The sequence below is a fragment of the Actinoallomurus sp. CA-142502 genome (assembly GCF_050936355.1).
Lineage (GTDB): Bacteria > Actinomycetota > Actinomycetes > Streptosporangiales > Streptosporangiaceae > Actinoallomurus > Actinoallomurus iriomotensis.
In genome coordinates, this window is record NZ_JBNJMY010000001.1 from 2,902,409 (window position 1) to 2,916,429 (window position 14,021).

The 14,021-nt window shown below is 71.7% G+C and carries 17 protein-coding genes and 1 pseudogene; 11 read left to right on the plus strand and 7 right to left on the minus strand.

Going from position 1 to position 14,021, the window contains the following annotated elements; translation table 11 throughout:
* Positions 1-11: 11 nt before the first annotated feature.
* On the plus strand, positions 12-365 hold the full coding sequence (locus ACQEV1_RS14160; RefSeq protein ID WP_285618234.1) for a hypothetical protein: 354 nt from the start codon (positions 12-14) through the stop codon (positions 363-365).
* Between the two features lie 70 nt (positions 366-435).
* Positions 436-633: a DUF5999 family protein gene (locus ACQEV1_RS14165; RefSeq protein WP_285618233.1), complete on the plus strand. Its 198-nt coding sequence runs from the start codon at positions 436-438 to the stop codon at positions 631-633.
* Positions 634-807: 174 nt separating this feature from the next.
* Here ACQEV1_RS14165 and ACQEV1_RS14170 read toward each other — a convergent pair whose 3' ends face one another.
* On the minus strand, positions 808-1,479 hold the full coding sequence (locus ACQEV1_RS14170) for a TetR family transcriptional regulator (protein WP_285618232.1): 672 nt from the start codon (positions 1,477-1,479) through the stop codon (positions 808-810).
* Between the two features lie 143 nt (positions 1,480-1,622).
* Here ACQEV1_RS14170 and ACQEV1_RS14175 point away from each other — a divergent pair, with 143 nt between their 5' ends.
* The 3 genes and pseudogenes from ACQEV1_RS14175 to ACQEV1_RS14185 all read left to right on the plus strand — a co-directional run.
* Positions 1,623-3,209: an MFS transporter gene (locus ACQEV1_RS14175; protein ID WP_285618231.1), complete on the plus strand. Its 1,587-nt coding sequence runs from the start codon at positions 1,623-1,625 to the stop codon at positions 3,207-3,209.
* 61 nt (positions 3,210-3,270) lie between these two features.
* Positions 3,271-3,657 (plus strand): hypothetical protein, encoded by a 387-nt coding sequence (locus ACQEV1_RS14180; RefSeq protein WP_433394216.1) that lies wholly within the window; start codon positions 3,271-3,273, stop codon positions 3,655-3,657.
* Between the two features lie 84 nt (positions 3,658-3,741).
* Positions 3,742-4,161: pseudogene (locus ACQEV1_RS14185) on the plus strand (rhomboid-like protein); the annotation flags it as partial.
* Between the two features lie 240 nt (positions 4,162-4,401).
* Here the strand turns inward: ACQEV1_RS14185 and ACQEV1_RS14190 are convergent.
* Positions 4,402-5,856, minus strand: coding sequence for an MFS transporter (locus tag ACQEV1_RS14190; protein ID WP_433394218.1), 1,455 nt, complete (start codon positions 5,854-5,856; stop codon positions 4,402-4,404).
* A gap of 130 nt (positions 5,857-5,986) precedes the next feature.
* Here ACQEV1_RS14190 and ACQEV1_RS14195 point away from each other — a divergent pair, with 130 nt between their 5' ends.
* On the plus strand, positions 5,987-6,331 hold the full coding sequence (locus tag ACQEV1_RS14195) for an ArsR/SmtB family transcription factor (protein ID WP_285618227.1): 345 nt from the start codon (positions 5,987-5,989) through the stop codon (positions 6,329-6,331).
* Between the two features lie 41 nt (positions 6,332-6,372).
* Positions 6,373-7,068, plus strand: coding sequence for a rhomboid-like protein (locus tag ACQEV1_RS14200; protein ID WP_285618226.1), 696 nt, complete (start codon positions 6,373-6,375; stop codon positions 7,066-7,068).
* Here the strand turns inward: ACQEV1_RS14200 and ACQEV1_RS14205 are convergent.
* Positions 7,022-7,534, minus strand: a complete 513-nt coding sequence (locus ACQEV1_RS14205) for a MarR family winged helix-turn-helix transcriptional regulator (protein WP_285618225.1) — start codon at positions 7,532-7,534, stop codon at positions 7,022-7,024. The genes ACQEV1_RS14200 and ACQEV1_RS14205 overlap by 47 nt on opposite strands.
* A gap of 143 nt (positions 7,535-7,677) precedes the next feature.
* Between ACQEV1_RS14205 and ACQEV1_RS14210 the strand changes: the two genes are divergently transcribed.
* The 3 genes from ACQEV1_RS14210 to ACQEV1_RS14220 all read left to right on the plus strand — a co-directional run bounded on the left by ACQEV1_RS14210 (position 7,678) and on the right by ACQEV1_RS14220 (position 10,578).
* Positions 7,678-8,874 carry an FAD-dependent monooxygenase gene (locus tag ACQEV1_RS14210; protein ID WP_285618223.1) on the plus strand — a complete coding sequence of 399 codons (1,197 nt, stop codon included), beginning with the start codon at positions 7,678-7,680 and terminating at the stop codon, positions 8,872-8,874.
* 66 nt (positions 8,875-8,940) lie between these two features.
* Positions 8,941-9,864: an aminoglycoside phosphotransferase family protein gene (locus tag ACQEV1_RS14215; RefSeq protein ID WP_433394221.1), complete on the plus strand. Its 924-nt coding sequence runs from the start codon at positions 8,941-8,943 to the stop codon at positions 9,862-9,864.
* A 9-nt stretch (positions 9,865-9,873) separates the two neighbouring features.
* The gene (locus ACQEV1_RS14220; RefSeq protein WP_433394223.1) at positions 9,874-10,578 is read left to right on the plus strand and encodes an MBL fold metallo-hydrolase; all 705 of its coding nucleotides are present in this window, start codon (positions 9,874-9,876) and stop codon (positions 10,576-10,578) included.
* On the opposite strand, the gene ACQEV1_RS14225 is transcribed toward ACQEV1_RS14220, so the two are convergent.
* From ACQEV1_RS14225 to ACQEV1_RS14240, 4 genes are all read right to left on the minus strand, one after another.
* On the minus strand, positions 10,473-11,009 hold the full coding sequence (locus ACQEV1_RS14225) for a TetR/AcrR family transcriptional regulator (protein ID WP_433394225.1): 537 nt from the start codon (positions 11,007-11,009) through the stop codon (positions 10,473-10,475). The two genes, ACQEV1_RS14220 and ACQEV1_RS14225, sit on opposite strands and share 106 nt — an antisense overlap.
* Positions 11,010-11,088: 79 nt before the next feature.
* Positions 11,089-11,493: a YchJ family protein gene (locus ACQEV1_RS14230; RefSeq protein WP_433394227.1), complete on the minus strand. Its 405-nt coding sequence runs from the start codon at positions 11,491-11,493 to the stop codon at positions 11,089-11,091.
* Positions 11,490-12,677, minus strand: coding sequence for a sensor histidine kinase (locus tag ACQEV1_RS14235; RefSeq protein WP_433394229.1), 1,188 nt, complete (start codon positions 12,675-12,677; stop codon positions 11,490-11,492). The genes ACQEV1_RS14230 and ACQEV1_RS14235 overlap by 4 nt, the downstream gene beginning before the upstream one ends.
* A 5-nt stretch (positions 12,678-12,682) precedes the next feature.
* Complete coding sequence (locus ACQEV1_RS14240; protein WP_285570070.1) at positions 12,683-13,330, minus strand: response regulator transcription factor; 648 nt, start codon at positions 13,328-13,330, stop codon at positions 12,683-12,685.
* Positions 13,331-13,483: 153 nt separating this feature from the next.
* On the opposite strand from ACQEV1_RS14240, the gene ACQEV1_RS14245 reads away from it, so the two are divergent.
* The gene (locus tag ACQEV1_RS14245; RefSeq protein ID WP_433394231.1) at positions 13,484-14,020 is read left to right on the plus strand and encodes a hypothetical protein; all 537 of its coding nucleotides are present in this window, start codon (positions 13,484-13,486) and stop codon (positions 14,018-14,020) included.
* Position 14,021 lies beyond the last annotated feature (1 nt).

A 14,021-nucleotide genomic window follows, 5' to 3' on the forward strand; every position in this document is an offset into this window, starting at 1 on the left:
ACGATGCGGGCATGCATCGGCTGGATGAGACTCCCGGGTATCCGTGGACGCCCTTCACCGAGTGGCGGCTGCGGTCGCGTGTGTGCGCCGTGGGCGACCTGATCGTGGTCGCGGTGGGCGCGGCGTTATTCGCGGTCCTGGGCGTCGACGACGTCGTGTCGTGGCGGTCCGATCAGGTACTGGTGAGCCACGGTCGGCTGATCGGGCCGGTCGCTCCGCTGATCCACGCGCTCGCCATGATCTTCGGCCTCGGCGCGGCGCTGACCGGCACGGCTCTGCTCTCCTTGCACCGGGAGGCATACCAGCTAGCAGGAAGGCCGGTATTGCCGCTGGCAGGCGGGCGATTTGGGGGGTGGCGGCGCTGACGTACGGCATCCGGCGAGGGATTGTGGTGTTGTAAGTACAGACGGCTACGAAGAAGGAAGGGGAAGTGACATGTGCCAGCACCGGCCTCCATGCCCCGCGGCTGACGCAGCCGATCACACGGCGGCCCGTGTCGTGGCGTCGCACCCCGAGCAGGGTTGGTACCTGCTCTGCAACGGTGTCGTCATCTTCGACGACACCGGCGAACTGGGCCCCGACGGTCTCGCGACCGAACCCCATCGTGCCCGGCCGCTCACCATGGCGGCCTGACCCGTACTTTCCAGTTGAAGACCCCACCGGGCCACGTGACCCCACACGTGAGTCCCGCTGTGCGGCCCGCCGGTCCCCGACGGCGGAGTCGCGAGCAGGGCCGGCGGTTCCCCGCCGCACGGCCGTATCCCCCGTGAGTGCGCCGGTCCACGGTCATCCGTGGGCCGGCGTGCGTCATCCGGTGGCGGTCTCTTTCTCGGACCGGTAGGCCAGCTCGTCTTCCATGACCGCGAAGACCTCGTCCACGACCTCGGAGAAGCGGTCGGTCTTGGCCACGCCCGCCGCCAGCACCTCGAAGGCGCTGTGGAACGCGCAGTTGGCCAGGCCGGCCATCACGTGCGGCCGCAGGTCGGCGGCGGGGTCGACGCCCATGCGCTCGGCGATGATCCGGGTGATCTCCGACTGCTTCTTCTGCCCGTGCTCCAGGCTGCGGCCGAACACCGCCGGGCTGCTCTCCATCATCTGCTGGATGCAGCCGAACCGCTCCGGGTCGAAGCCGTACTGGCCGTTCTCGCAGGCGCGGATCACCGAGACCGCGGCGTTGCGCAGCGCGGTCAGCACCGGCTCGGCGGCCGGGCGGGAGGACAGTGCCTCCAGCATCGTGGTGAACTGCTCTTCCTGGAACGTCAGGACGACGTCCTCTTTCGAGGCGAAGTAGCGGAAGAAGGTGCGGGAGGAGACGTCGACCTCGTCGGCGATCTCCTCGACGGTCGTCGCGTCGAAGCCCTTCTCCTGGAAGAGCCGGAACGCCGCGTCGACCAGTGCCTCACGGGTGCGCTGCTTCTTGCGCTCACGCCGACCGGCCATGGGCGCCGCGCAGATGTCGTGCACCGTCGTCGCCTCCATGCCCGAAGGGTAACGGACGCCGTTCACTTAGCCAAGACCACTTTTCATGTTGTGACACTAGTCATGTCACGACTTTAGTCGCTTGACGACATGTGTCACAGCATGACAGTTTTGGGGCACTCGGACTTCACGGAGGCAAGTTCATGTCCCAAGCGACACTCACGCCGCATGCGGGCGCGCGGGAGCGACCGCGCCGCGCCGGCCACGGCCATCCCTGGCTGACACTCTTCGCCGTCGCGCTCGGCGTGATGATGGTGGGCCTGGACGCGACGGTCGTGTCCATCGCCAACCCCGCGATCGCCAAGGACCTGCACGCCGACCTGGCCGGTCTGCAGTGGGTCACCAACGGTTACCTGCTCGCCCTCGCCGTCACGCTGATCCCCGCGGGGAAGATCGCCGACCGGTTCGGCCGCAAGAAGACGTTCCTGGCGGGTGTGATCGGGTTCGCCGCGGCGTCGGTGCTGGTGGGCGTGTCCGGCGGCATCGGCATGGTCATCTTCTGGCGCGTCGTCCAGGGCGTCGCCGGCGCGCTGCTCCAGCCCGCCAGCCTGGCCCTCATCCGCAACTCCTTCCCGCCGCAGCGGCTCAACGCCGCGATCGGCATCTGGGGCGCCACCGTCGGCGTCTCCATCGCCGGCGGCCCGATCGTCGGCGGACTGCTCGTCCAGCACGTCAACTGGGAGTCGGTCTTCTTCCTCAACGCGCCGCTCGGCCTGATCGCACTGCTCGTGGGCCTGTGGGTGGTCCGCGAGTCGCGGGACGAGGACGCGCACGGCTCCTTCGACGTCTCCGGCGTCGCGCTGCTGTCAGGGTCGCTGTTCGCCCTGGTCTGGGGCCTGATCAAGGCGGGCACGTACGGGTTCGGGGATCCGGTGCCGCTGTGGTCGTTCGCCGCGTTCGCGGTGCTGCTCGCCGGGTTCGTCGTCCGCGAGCTGATGGCCACGCATCCCGTGCTGCCGCTGAAGCTGTTCCGCTCGGTCTCGCTGTCGGCCGCGACGGGGCTGCTCCTGCTCGGCACCTTCGCCCTGTTCGGCACGATCTTCTTCATCACGCTGTACCTCCAGCAGGTGCACGGCATGAGCCCGGTCGCCGCCGGCGTCCGGATGCTGCCGATGACCGGCATCTTCATCGTGTCCTCGCCGCTCGGCGGTGCGCTGACCCAGCGCTTCGGCCCGCGCGTGCCGCTGATCCTCGGCATGGTCTTCACCGCCGTGGCGATGTTCGGCCTGTCGCGGATCGGGGTGGACGCCTCGTACAACGCGATCTGGCCGTGGTTCGTCCTCATCGGCCTGGCGTTCGGCTTCATCATGACCGCCGGCACCGAGGCGATCGTCGGCAACGCCCCCGTGCAACTCGCCGGCGTCGCGGGCGGGCTCCAGCAGACCGCGTTCCAGATCGGCGGCGTGCTGGGCACCTCGGTCCTCGGCACGATCCTGTCCACCCGCGTGGGCAACGTTCTGATGGACCGGCTGACCGGGGCGGGCCTGCCCGTGCCGGCCGCGCAGCGGCTCGAGGGGGCCAAGGACTACATCGCCCAGGGCGTCGCGCCGGTACCGCCCGGCACGCCGGCGCCGGCCGCGAACGCCATCACCACCGGCAGCCACCTGGCGTTCATGGACGGTTTCCAGACCTCCATGGCGGTGGCCGCCGCGGTCGCCCTCGTGGCGGCCGTCGCCGCCCTGCTCGTACGGCGCGGTGAGAACGCGGTCGAGGGCACCGTCGCCATCTGAGGGCCCGGGGCGGGCGGAGGGGGGCTCCGCCCGTCCCTTTCACATCGAAGGAGCAGAAGCCATGACCATGGACGCCGACATCGCGCCGGGCGCGACCCCGCTGCCGGAGAGCGGCTGGGAGCTGCGCGTCGGACGGGGGAGCGGGGACCGCCCCGCGCTGGAGGTGCACACCGGCGACGGCCTGATCGACGTCGCCGTCGCGGGCGGCCGCGGAGCCGCGCTCGTGCGCGGCGCCGTACGCGGGCGTGGGTTCTCGGTGGCGTGGGGGCAGCTGCCGCCCGGTGGCGAGGTGCTCGTGGAGTTCCGCTCGGGCGACACGTCGCGTGCGGTCACCGCCGTGACCGTCGCGGGCGCCTTCTGGGCGGCCGAGGCGCCCGGCCGGTTCCGCGAGGTCGTCGTGACGACCGCCGTCGACCGCGAGGCGTACCGCCTGCGCCGCTTCAGGTGACGCCGGGGTGGCCGGCGGGTGACAGGGGGCTCACTCGCCGGCCGTTGTCAGAAAACGCTCAGCCGGCCGCCCTAGGCTTCCGGCGTGCCCTCGCTCATCAGACGTTTCCCTCTGCCCATCCTTTTCATCATCGCGCTGTGCGCCGTCTCGTCGGTGTACGCCTACGGGCTCGAACCGTCTGACCAGCGATCCTTCATCGCCTCGACGGCGACGAACCTCGTGAACCTGCGCACCGACCCGCTCGGCACGCTCATCGCCTCGGCCTTCGTGTCCGAGGCCACGCCGTGGATCTGGATCGGCTTCGCGATCGTCGGCCTGTTCCCGCTGGTCCACCGCTTCGGCAACCTGCGGGCCCTGCTTCTCGTCGCGGCCGCTCAGGTCATCGGCACGGTGATCAGCGAGGGCCTGCTGGCCTGGCAGATCTCGACCGGGGCGGCGCCGGGGTCGCTGCGCTTCCTCGATGACGTCGGCCCCTCCTACGTCATCGCCTCCGCCCTGATCGCCACGATCCTGTACGGCCCCGAGCCGGCGGTGCGCACGGCACGGCACGGACACTGGCTGTTCGACCGCATCGCGAGCCGCTGGTGGCGGCTGGGAGCCTTCGCGGGCCTGGCGATGCTGGCCCCGCACCTGTTCGGCGGGCTGAACCACCTGGACGTCGCCGCCGTCGGCCACCTGGTCGCCCTGCTCACCGGCGCGGCGGTCGGGCTGCTCCTCACCCGCCGCGAACCGGCCGCGCACACCTCAGGCCACGCGCCCCTCGGCGGGTTCGAGCGCCTCCTCGGCGGCCGCCGGGACGGACGCGGCCCGGCGAGGCGACAGCAGGGCGACGAGAGTGCCCACGAGCATGCCGGCGGCGGTGAGGAGCACCGCGGTACGGCTCCCGTCGGCGATCGAGGAACCGAGCGGTGATCTCCCGGCGCCCGCGTTGGCGACGGCGACGAGGACCGCGAGGCCGATGGCGTTGCCGAGGTTGAGCGTCGTGGAGGCCATGCCGGACGCGACGCCCTGTTCGTGCGGGGCGACGCCGGCCGCCGCGGCGATCCACATGGCGGTCCAGGTGACGCCCTGGCCCACACCCGAGATCACCAGCCCCGGGACGATCGCCGCATAGCCGCTGTCGGCGTGGAAGCCGAGCGCGAGGACGGCGGTGCCGGCCGCCCCCGTGAGCAGGCCGCCCAGGAGAGTGGCACGGGTGCCGAGACGAGTCGCGAGGCGCTCGCCGAGCTGGGTCCCGGCCGCGATCGCCAGCGAGGGCACGAGGAAGGCGAGACCGGTCCGCAGCGCCCCGAAGTGATGCACGGTCTGCAGCAGCACGGTCAGGAAGTACGGCAGGGTGCCGAACGTCGCCATGAAGAGGAACGCGACCGTGACCCCCGCGACGAGGCTGCGGTTGGCCAGGAGCCGGGGCGGCATCAGCGGATCGGCGCTGCGCCGCTCGACGACGACGAAGGCGGCCAGCAGCACCACCGCCAGAGCCGCGGCGATGATGATCACGGGGGATCGCCAGCCGATCTCGGGCGCCTGGACGAGGGCGAACACCAGCAGCGTCGCGCCGCCGGTCACCGTCAGCGCGCCGGGCAGGTCGAAGGCACGGCCCTCAGGACGTCCTCCGTCACGGGGGATGACGAACGTCGCGGCGACGGCGGCGAGGCCGGCCAGCGGCACGTTGACGAAGAAGACGGCGGGCCAGCCGAAGGCCTGCGTGAGGACGCCGCCGAGCAGGGCGCCGACGGTGAGGCCGCTGGCTCCGGCCCCGCCCCAGACGGCGAGGGCCCGGTTTCGCCGGCGCCCTTCCTCGAAGAGGGTGTTGATCAGCGAGAGGGTCGAGGGCAGTAGGAGCGCCCCACCGATGCCCTGGACCGCGCGGGCGGCCACGAGGGCGCCCGGTGCGCCTGCCAGCCCGCCGGCCAGTGAGGACACGGCGTAGATCGTGAGGGCGAGAACGAACATCCGGCGGCGGCCGAGCAGATCGGCGGCGCGCCCGCCCAGGAGCAGGAAGCCTCCCGCGAACACGACGTAGGCGCTGACGACCCACTGCTGGGTCTGGCCGGAGAAGCCCAGGTCGGCGCCGATCTCCGGTAGCGCCACGAACACGATGTTGAGATCGAGCGAGAAGATCAGCTGCGCCAGCGCCAGCAGGGCCAGGCTCCAGCCCAGCCGTGCGTGGCCGTCCGGCGCGGTGGATCTCGTGGTCATTGGTTCACCCTTCAGTGCGACTGTACGCATATTTGCGTACAGTACGTATATGCGTCAACTTACGTACGGTGGCACCGACAGGAAGGGCGGTGGGGAAGTGTTCGCAAGTACGCGTACGTACACTGGGTACGTGATCCCGCAGCACCCCGAGCGTCATCAGATCCGGTTGGAGAACGTCCTCACGGCCTTGGGGAACCCGCTGAGACTGCAGATCGTCCGCGTGCTGGCGGCGGGAGGGGAGCAGTCCTGCGGGACGATCCTGGACGGTGTGTCGAAGTCGACGCTGACGCGCCACTGGAAGGTCCTGAGAGACAGCGGGATCATCTGGCAGCGTCCCTATGGCCGGGAGAATCTGTTGTCCCTGCGCCATGACGACCTCGACGCGCGCTTCCCAGGCCTGCTCGACGCCCTGCTGGCCGCCGCCGAGATCAACGCCGCGGACGCCGGGGAAGTGGCGCGCGGCGCTCCGCGCTGACCGCCGGGAGCCGTCCGCGCGCGAAGATCTAAGCTGCCGGGGTGGCCCTGTTCTTCCGGCGGTTCGCGGTGCCGGTCGTCTTCGTCGCCGTACTGTGCGCCGTCTCCCTGGTGTACACCTACGCGCTGAGGCCGGCCGGGCAGCGTTCGCTGGTGGCCGCCGCCGCGACCAACCTCGCGAACCTCCGGTCGGATCCCCTCGGCGTGCTCCTCGCGTCGGCGTTCGTCTCCGAGAGCGGGCCGTGGGTGTGGCCGGTCTTCGCGGTCGTCGGGCTGTTCCCGCTGGTCCACCGCTTCGGCAACCTGCGGGTGCTGCTGCTCATCGGGGCGGCGCACGTCATCGGCACGCTGGTCAGCGAGGGGTTGCTGGCGTGGCGCATCTCGACCGGCGCGGAACCCGCCTCGCTGCGCTTCCTCGACGACGTCGGCCCGTCGTACGTGATCACTTCCGCGCTGCTCGGCACGCTCCTGTACGGTTCCGCGTCCGCCGTGGGGGCCTGGAGGGTGTTCGCGGCGAGCGGCTGGTGGCGGCTCGCCGCGGCGGCGGCCCTGGGCGTGCTCGCCCCGTACATCTTCGCGGGGCTGGGGCGGCTCGACGTCGCGGCGGTCGGCCATGTCGTCGCGATGGTCACCGGAGCGGCGGTGGGGTTCCTGCTCCCGCGCCCGGTCGCGCCCGCCGGCGGAGCGGTCGTTACGGAACGGGGTTCTCGTCGTCGATGGCGGCCAGGCGCGCGGTGAGGTCGTCGACGAAACGGCCGAGGAGACGGCCGAAGTCCTGGCGGTCCTGTGCCGGCCAGCCGGTGAGGACGTCGGTGTACCAGCCGAGGATGGTCCCCAGGTAGCGCTCGGCCGCCGCCGCTCCCTCGGGGGTCAGCTCGATCAGCCGTGCCCGCTGGTCGTCCGGGTCGGTGGCCCGGCGCGCCAGTCCCCGCCGCTCCAGTTCGTTCATCTGCCGGGTGACGTGGGGGCCGACGACCTGCATGCGTTCGGCGATCTCGCCGATCCGCAGGGGCCGGTCGGCCATCTTCAGCGTGACCAGGACCGACATCGCCGGCTTGTCCAGGCCGAGGCCGACCCGCTCCATGGCGCGTTCGATCAGGCCGCTGCGGTTGAGCACGTGGCTGAGCTGGGTCAGCCTCGGGAACACGGCCATGAGGTCGAGGTCGGGGCCGCCGTCATCGCCGGCGGATCGAGTGTCGTCCATCACATCCCATTTAAATACCTAAGTTAGGTATATAGTTGCGTCAGGTGTCGCGGTGGTCGACGGATCGCCGCGCCACCGAAAAGGATACCTAAGGTAGATAAATAGTCGTTCCTCCTTGCGGGACGGCTGGACAGGAGCACGCAATGAGCCGTTCACCGAGAGGCACGGTCCTCGTCTCCGGGGCAAGCATCGCAGGTCCCGCGCTCGCCTACTGGCTCAACCGGTACGGGTTCGACGTCACGGTCGTGGAGAAGGCGGGAGCGCTGCGCGGCGGCGGTTACCCCATCGACATCCGCGGTACGGCGCTGGAGGTCGTCCGGCGCATGGGACTCGTGCCGCGGCTCAAGGACGCCCACGTCGACTCTCAGAAGATCACTTTCCTGGACGCCGACGGCGACCTGGTCACCTCCGTCCGGCCCGAGGTCCTCGTCGGCGGCGTCGAGGGCCGCGATCTGGAGGTACGCCGCGGGGATCTCGCCGAGATCCTCTATGACGCCGTCCGCGGCGAGGTGGAATTCCTCTTCAATGACTCGATCGCCACGCTCGACGACCACGAGGGCGGCGTGGACGTGACCTTCCGCGGCGGGACCCGGCGCACCTTCGACCTCGTCGTCGGCGCCGACGGCCTGCACTCCCACACCCGAGGGCTCGTCTTCGGGCCGGAGGAGCGATTCCACCATTACCTGGGCTACTGCTTCGCCGGGTTCACCATGCACAACGACTTCGGCCTCTCCCACGAGGCCGTTCTGTGGAACGTCCCGGGCAGGGCCGCGGCCCTCTACGCCGTCGGCGACGGCGACGAACTGTTCGGCTTCTTGAACTTCACCCGTCCCGATCCGCCCTTCCACGCCTTCCGCGACCCCGACGCGCAGCGCGAGCTCGTCGCCTCCGTCTTCGCGGGCGACGGCTGGAAGATCCCGCGCCTGACCGCGGCCATGCGCACCGCCGACGACCTGTTCTTCGACGTCGTCAGCCAGATCCGGATGCCCCGATGGTCCGCCGGCCGGGTCGCGCTCGTCGGCGACGCCGCGTACGCGCCCTCGTTCCTCACCGGGCAGGGATCGAGCATCGCGCTGGTCGGCGCGTACGTGCTCGCCGGCGAGCTCGCCACCAGGACCGGCCACACGGAGGCGTTCGCCGCGTACGAGGACGGCGTACGGGCGTTCGTGGAGATGAACCAGGCGCTCGTCGGCAGGGGGGACGCCACCATGTTCCCCGGCAGCACCGAGGCCCTCGAACAGCGCAACGAGGCCCTGCGCGGCCTCACCTCCCTGCCCGCGGAAACCGGCCGCCCCGAGTACTCGGCGCTCACCCTCCCCGACTTCACCGTGGCGACCTGACCGGGGCCGCTCCAGCACCCGGAAAACCGGTTGCCGGGGCGGGGCCGGGTCGCGAGTCTGGGGCGGATGAACCCGGACGGACACGACCGCGCCCCGGCGATCGACGCCGCGCTGGTCCGGCGGCTCGTGCGGGCGCAGTTCCCCCAGTGGGCCGGCCTGTCCGTACGCCCGGTCGCCGATGACGGCTGGGACAACCGGACGTTCCACCTCGGCGACACGATGACCGTGCGGCTGCCCAGCGCCGAGGGGTACGCCGCGCAGGTCGACAAGGAGCACACCTGGCTGCCGAGGCTGGCGCCGCACCTGCCGCTGCCGATCCCCGTTCCGCTCGCCCGGGGCGTGCCCGCCGAGGGATACCCGTTTCCCTGGTCGGTCCGTGAGTGGATCGACGGCGAGACCGCGAGCGCCGGGCGCATCGGCGACCCGGCCGTCTTCGCCACCGACCTCGCCGCGTTCCTCACCGCCCTGCGGAGGGTCGACCCGACTGGCGGACCGCCCGCCGGCCGGCACAACTTCTTCCGCGGCGGGCCGCCGGCCACCTACGACGCCGAGACCCGCGAGGCGATCGACGCGTTGAAGGACCGGATCCCGGCCGGCACGGTGACGGAGATCTGGGAGGCGGCGCTCGACGCCGGCCGGCAGGGGAGCCCGGTCTGGTTCCACGGCGACGTGGCCACCGGCAACCTGCTGGTCCGACACGGCAGGCTGGCCGCGGTCATCGACTTCGGCACCTCGGGCGTCGGCGACCCGGCCTGCGACGTGGCGATCGCCTGGAAACTGCCGACCGCCGAGAGCCGGCGGGCGTTCCGCGAGGCGCTGGCGGTCGACCCGGCGATGTGGGCGCGCGGCCGCGGCTGGGCCTTGTGGAAGGCGTTGATCACAGTGCGCCGCGACCGTGAGGGGACCGGGGACGACGACCGCGCCCGGTTCTCCGCCGAGTGGCGGACGCTCCAGACGATCCTCACCGAGTACGAACGGCGGTGTCCCTAGACTTCGCGGATGACCAGCGAGGATCTCCGTCTCACCGTTCTGGGTTCCGCGTCGCCGTACCCGAGCGTGGACAACCCGTGCTCCGGCTACCTGGTGTCCGGCGGAGACACCCGGGTGTGGGTGGACGCGGGCACCGGGACGCTGGCGCCGCTGCAACGACACGTCCGGTTGGACGAACTGGACGCGATCTGGATCTCGCACCTGCACGCCGATCACACCGCGGACCTGCTCACCGCCTACTACGGCGCCCTGTTCGCCGACGTCCGGCTCGAAGCTCCGATCCCTCTGTACGGCCCGCCGGGCGTGGCCGACCGGCTGGCGCACTTCCTCACCAACACCTCCGCCCGCAGCCCCATCGAGTCCGCCTTCGCCGTCGATGAACTGCATGACGGTCATCGGGTGCGCGTCGGCGCGCTCACGCTGACCAGAGGCAGGGGCAGGACGGCTGATCGTCACGCATGTCGGACCCTTCCTCACCCCACGGCAGGCGGTCGCCCGTGCGGCGGCCCGGTTCACCGGCCCGATCGACTACGCCGCGCCCGGCACGACCTTCCCGGTCGGCTCGGCCGCGACGGATTGACGATCTTCGAAGCGGGCGGGGTGTCCACTCAGGTGGGCGTGGCGCGCAGGCCGGCGAGCAGGATGTCCGCGGCGAGCCGCCAGTCGGTGCCGGCCGTGATGGCGGCGCCCAGGCCGACCATCATGCCGTTGTAGGTCTCGGCGGTGACCTCGGGCCGGAGCGCGCCGGCGTCGTGCGCGCGGCGGACGAGCACGGTGAGCCGGTCGCGGAACGCGGCCTCGTCCTCGGGCGTGGTCTCCTTGGCGGGAAGGTCGGGGAAGACCTCCCGCAGGCCCGCGTCGCGGCTCATGGCCTCGGCGCCGCGGCGGACGTACTCGGTGACGGCCGTCCAGGGGTCGGTCGTGGCGAGGGCGCGTTCGAGGTTGGCGGTCCGCTCGGCCGTCCACTCGGCGCGCATGGCGCCGATGAGGGCCCTCCTGGTGGGGAAGTTGCGGTAGAGCGTGCCCACGCCCACCCCCGCGCGCCGGGCGATCGGCTCCATCTGCGCGGCGGCGCCCTGTTCGGCGAACACCTCACGGGCGGCCTTGAGGATCCGCTCGCGGTTGCGCCGGGCGTCCGCGCGCATCGGTCGCTCCTCTTCGGCCTTCACACGGCCCGAGTGTAGTGCGCCCGGAACCGGAGGTCCGGGTCCGGATGACCTCGGCTCAGGGGAGGGCGGTGACGTACAGCCAGACGCCGTCGTGGAGGACGAAGCGGCTGTTCTCCTCCAGCGCACCGGGGCGCTTCCGCCTGATGAAGTGGGCGCGGAAGCGCACGGTCCCCTCGGTGTCGAGGAGGCGTCCGCCCGTGGTCGCCAGGATCTCCAGCCGCTGCCACCGCAGGGCGGGGTCGAAGTCGATCCGCGGCGGGCGCGTCGACGGGTGCCAGGTGCGCAGGAGGTACGCCTCGTCCTGGACGCCGAAGGCGCTGAAGCGCGACCGCATGAGGCGTTCGGCGGTCGGCGCGTTCGCGTCGCCGCGGTGGAACCGCCCGCAGCAGTCGTCGTACGGCGCGGGCAGCCCGCACACGCAGTTCACGTTGGAGGAGTCCGATCCGGGCACGCCCCTCATTGTGCCGTGACGGCCGCGAGCTCCCCGGCGGGGAAGGCCACTTCCACGATGAGGCCGCCCTCCGGGCGGGCGCGGGCGGTGACGGTGGCGTCGTGGGCGGCCGCGATGGCGCGGACGATCGACAGGCCGAGGCCGTGGTGGCCGTCGTTGCGCGCGGTGCGGTCGCCGAGGCGCTGGAACGGCTCGAAGAGCCGGTCGACCTGCTCGGCCGGGATGACCGGCCCGGTGTTGGCCACGGAGAGGACGGCGCGTCCGGCGACGGTCGCGGTGGTGACCTCCACCCACCCGTCCGCGTGGTTGTAGTGCGTGGCGTTGTCGACCAGGTTGGTCACCAGGCGTTCGACGAGGGTCCGGTCGCCCGAGGCCGGGGCCGGCGCGGTGTCGGCCCCGACGCGCAGCAGGGCGGCCTCCGGACGGGGGGCGAGCAGCACGTGGTCGGCGATCGTCGCCAGGTCCAGGGGGCGGCGCCGGTCGAGGCCGCGTTCGCTGCGGGTGAGGGTGAGGAGCGACTCCAGCAGGCGTTCCTGCTGCTCGCTGTTGACCAGCAGCCGTTCGAAGGTCGCCTGGAAGGACGACAGCGTGGCCGCGCGGTCGGTGAGGGTCTCCTCGAGCAGCGCGTGCTGGAGCGTCAGTGGTGTGCGCAGTTCGTGGGCGGCGTTGGCGACGAAGCGCTTGTGTGCGTCGAGGGCGGTCTCCAGCCGGCCGAGGAGGCCGTCGACGGTGTCGGCCAGGTCCTTCAGCTCGTCGCGGGGGCCGCCGGCGGCCAGCCGCTCGTGGACGTTGCGCGCCGAGATCTGCCGGATCGCGGTGGTCATGGTCTGCAGCGGGCGCAGCACCCGCCCGGCGACCAGCCAGCCGAGCGCGATGGAGATCACCAGAGTGATCGCCAGCGCGATCCCGGACTGGACCAGCAGCTCGTGCAGTTCGGCGGCGTGCTGGCGGGCCGCCCCCGTCCGGGCCCGCGCCAGGTCGTCGGGGAGCGGAAGCGGTTGAGCGCCGGGATCGGAGGCCGGGTCCCTGTGAAAGCTGAGGAAGACGAGCCGGCCCGTCGAGTTGCTGACGAGCAGGTAGGTGACGGCGAGCAGGACCGCACCGGAGACCGCGAACAGGGCGCCGTACAGCAGGGTGAGGCGCAGCCGGACCGTACGGGGCGGCAGCCGGCGGATGAGGAGCAGGAGGCGCATGGGCGTCAGATCCGGTAGCCGGCTTGGGGAACGGTCTCTATCACGGGCGGCGCGCCGAGTTTGGCCCGCAGCCGGTTGATCGTCGCCTTGACGGTCGTGGTGAACGGGTCGGCCGCCTCGTCCCACACCCGTTCGAGCAGTTCTTCGGCGGAGACGGCACGGCCGTCGGCGGTGAGGAGGTACTCCAGCACCGCGAGCTCCTTCGGGCTGAGCGGCAGGCGCATGCCCGCGCGGGTGGCGACGCGCTGTGCCGGATCCAGCCGCAGGTCGCCGTGGGTCAGGACGGGGGGCGAGGCGGTCCGCGAGCGCCGGGCGACCGCCCGGATCCGCGCGATCAGCTCGGCGTAGGCGAACGGCTTGGGCAGGTAGTCGTCCGCTCCCATGCTGAGGCCGTCGACGCGGTCCTCAAGGGTGCCCGACGCCGTCAGCATCAGCACGCGGGTGGCCTGCGCCACCAGGGTGCGGCAGACGTCGTCGCCGTGGACGCCGGGCAGGTCCCGGTCGAGCACGACCACGTCGTAGCCGGTCACCGCCGTACGCTCCAGCGCGTCCTCGCCGTCGTGGGACAGGTCGACGGCCATCCCCTCGCGGCGCAGGACCCGCGCCACCGACTCGGCGAGCTCGACGTGGTCCTCGACCACCAGCACTCTCATCGCCCGCGTTCCGCGAGGTGGGCGAACGACCGATTCATGGTGTCGAGAATGCCCGATACCCGGTCACAGCCGGGTCACAGGTCCGCGCACCGCCCTGTGACCGCCTCGTCCGTACGGTCTCCGGCACATCCCACCGATGCGAAGGAGCAGGACATGAACGGACGAATGAGGAGCGCGGCCCTGCTGGCCGTGGCGGCGGCGGCCTTCGGGACCGCGGGCTGTGGCGGGTCCGGCGGCTCGTCGAGCGCGTCGAGCTCCACCGCCGCCGGCGGCAAGGCGACGACCTCCACCAAGGCGGTGCGGTACGCCCAGTGCATGAGGACCCACGGGGTGCCGAGCTTCCCCGACCCGACGGCCGACGGGCGGTCCACGATCATCATGAAGAAGGGCACCGACATGGACCCCGACAGCCCGAAGTTCAAGGCGGCGCAGCAGGCGTGCAAGGCGTACGCGCCGAGCGGGCAGGCGAGAGGGGCCCAGGACCCGAAGCAGCAGGCGCAGATGCTGAAGTACGTCACCTGCATGCGCCAGAACGGGGTGCCGGACTTCCCCGACCCGCAGAACGGGGCCATCATCTTCAAGGGCGGCCCGGGGCAGGGCGTCGACCCCAACTCGCCGCAGTTCAAGGCCGCGACGCAGAAGTGCCAGAAACTGCTGCCCGCCGGCGCTCCCGGGGCCGGTGGCCAGTGAC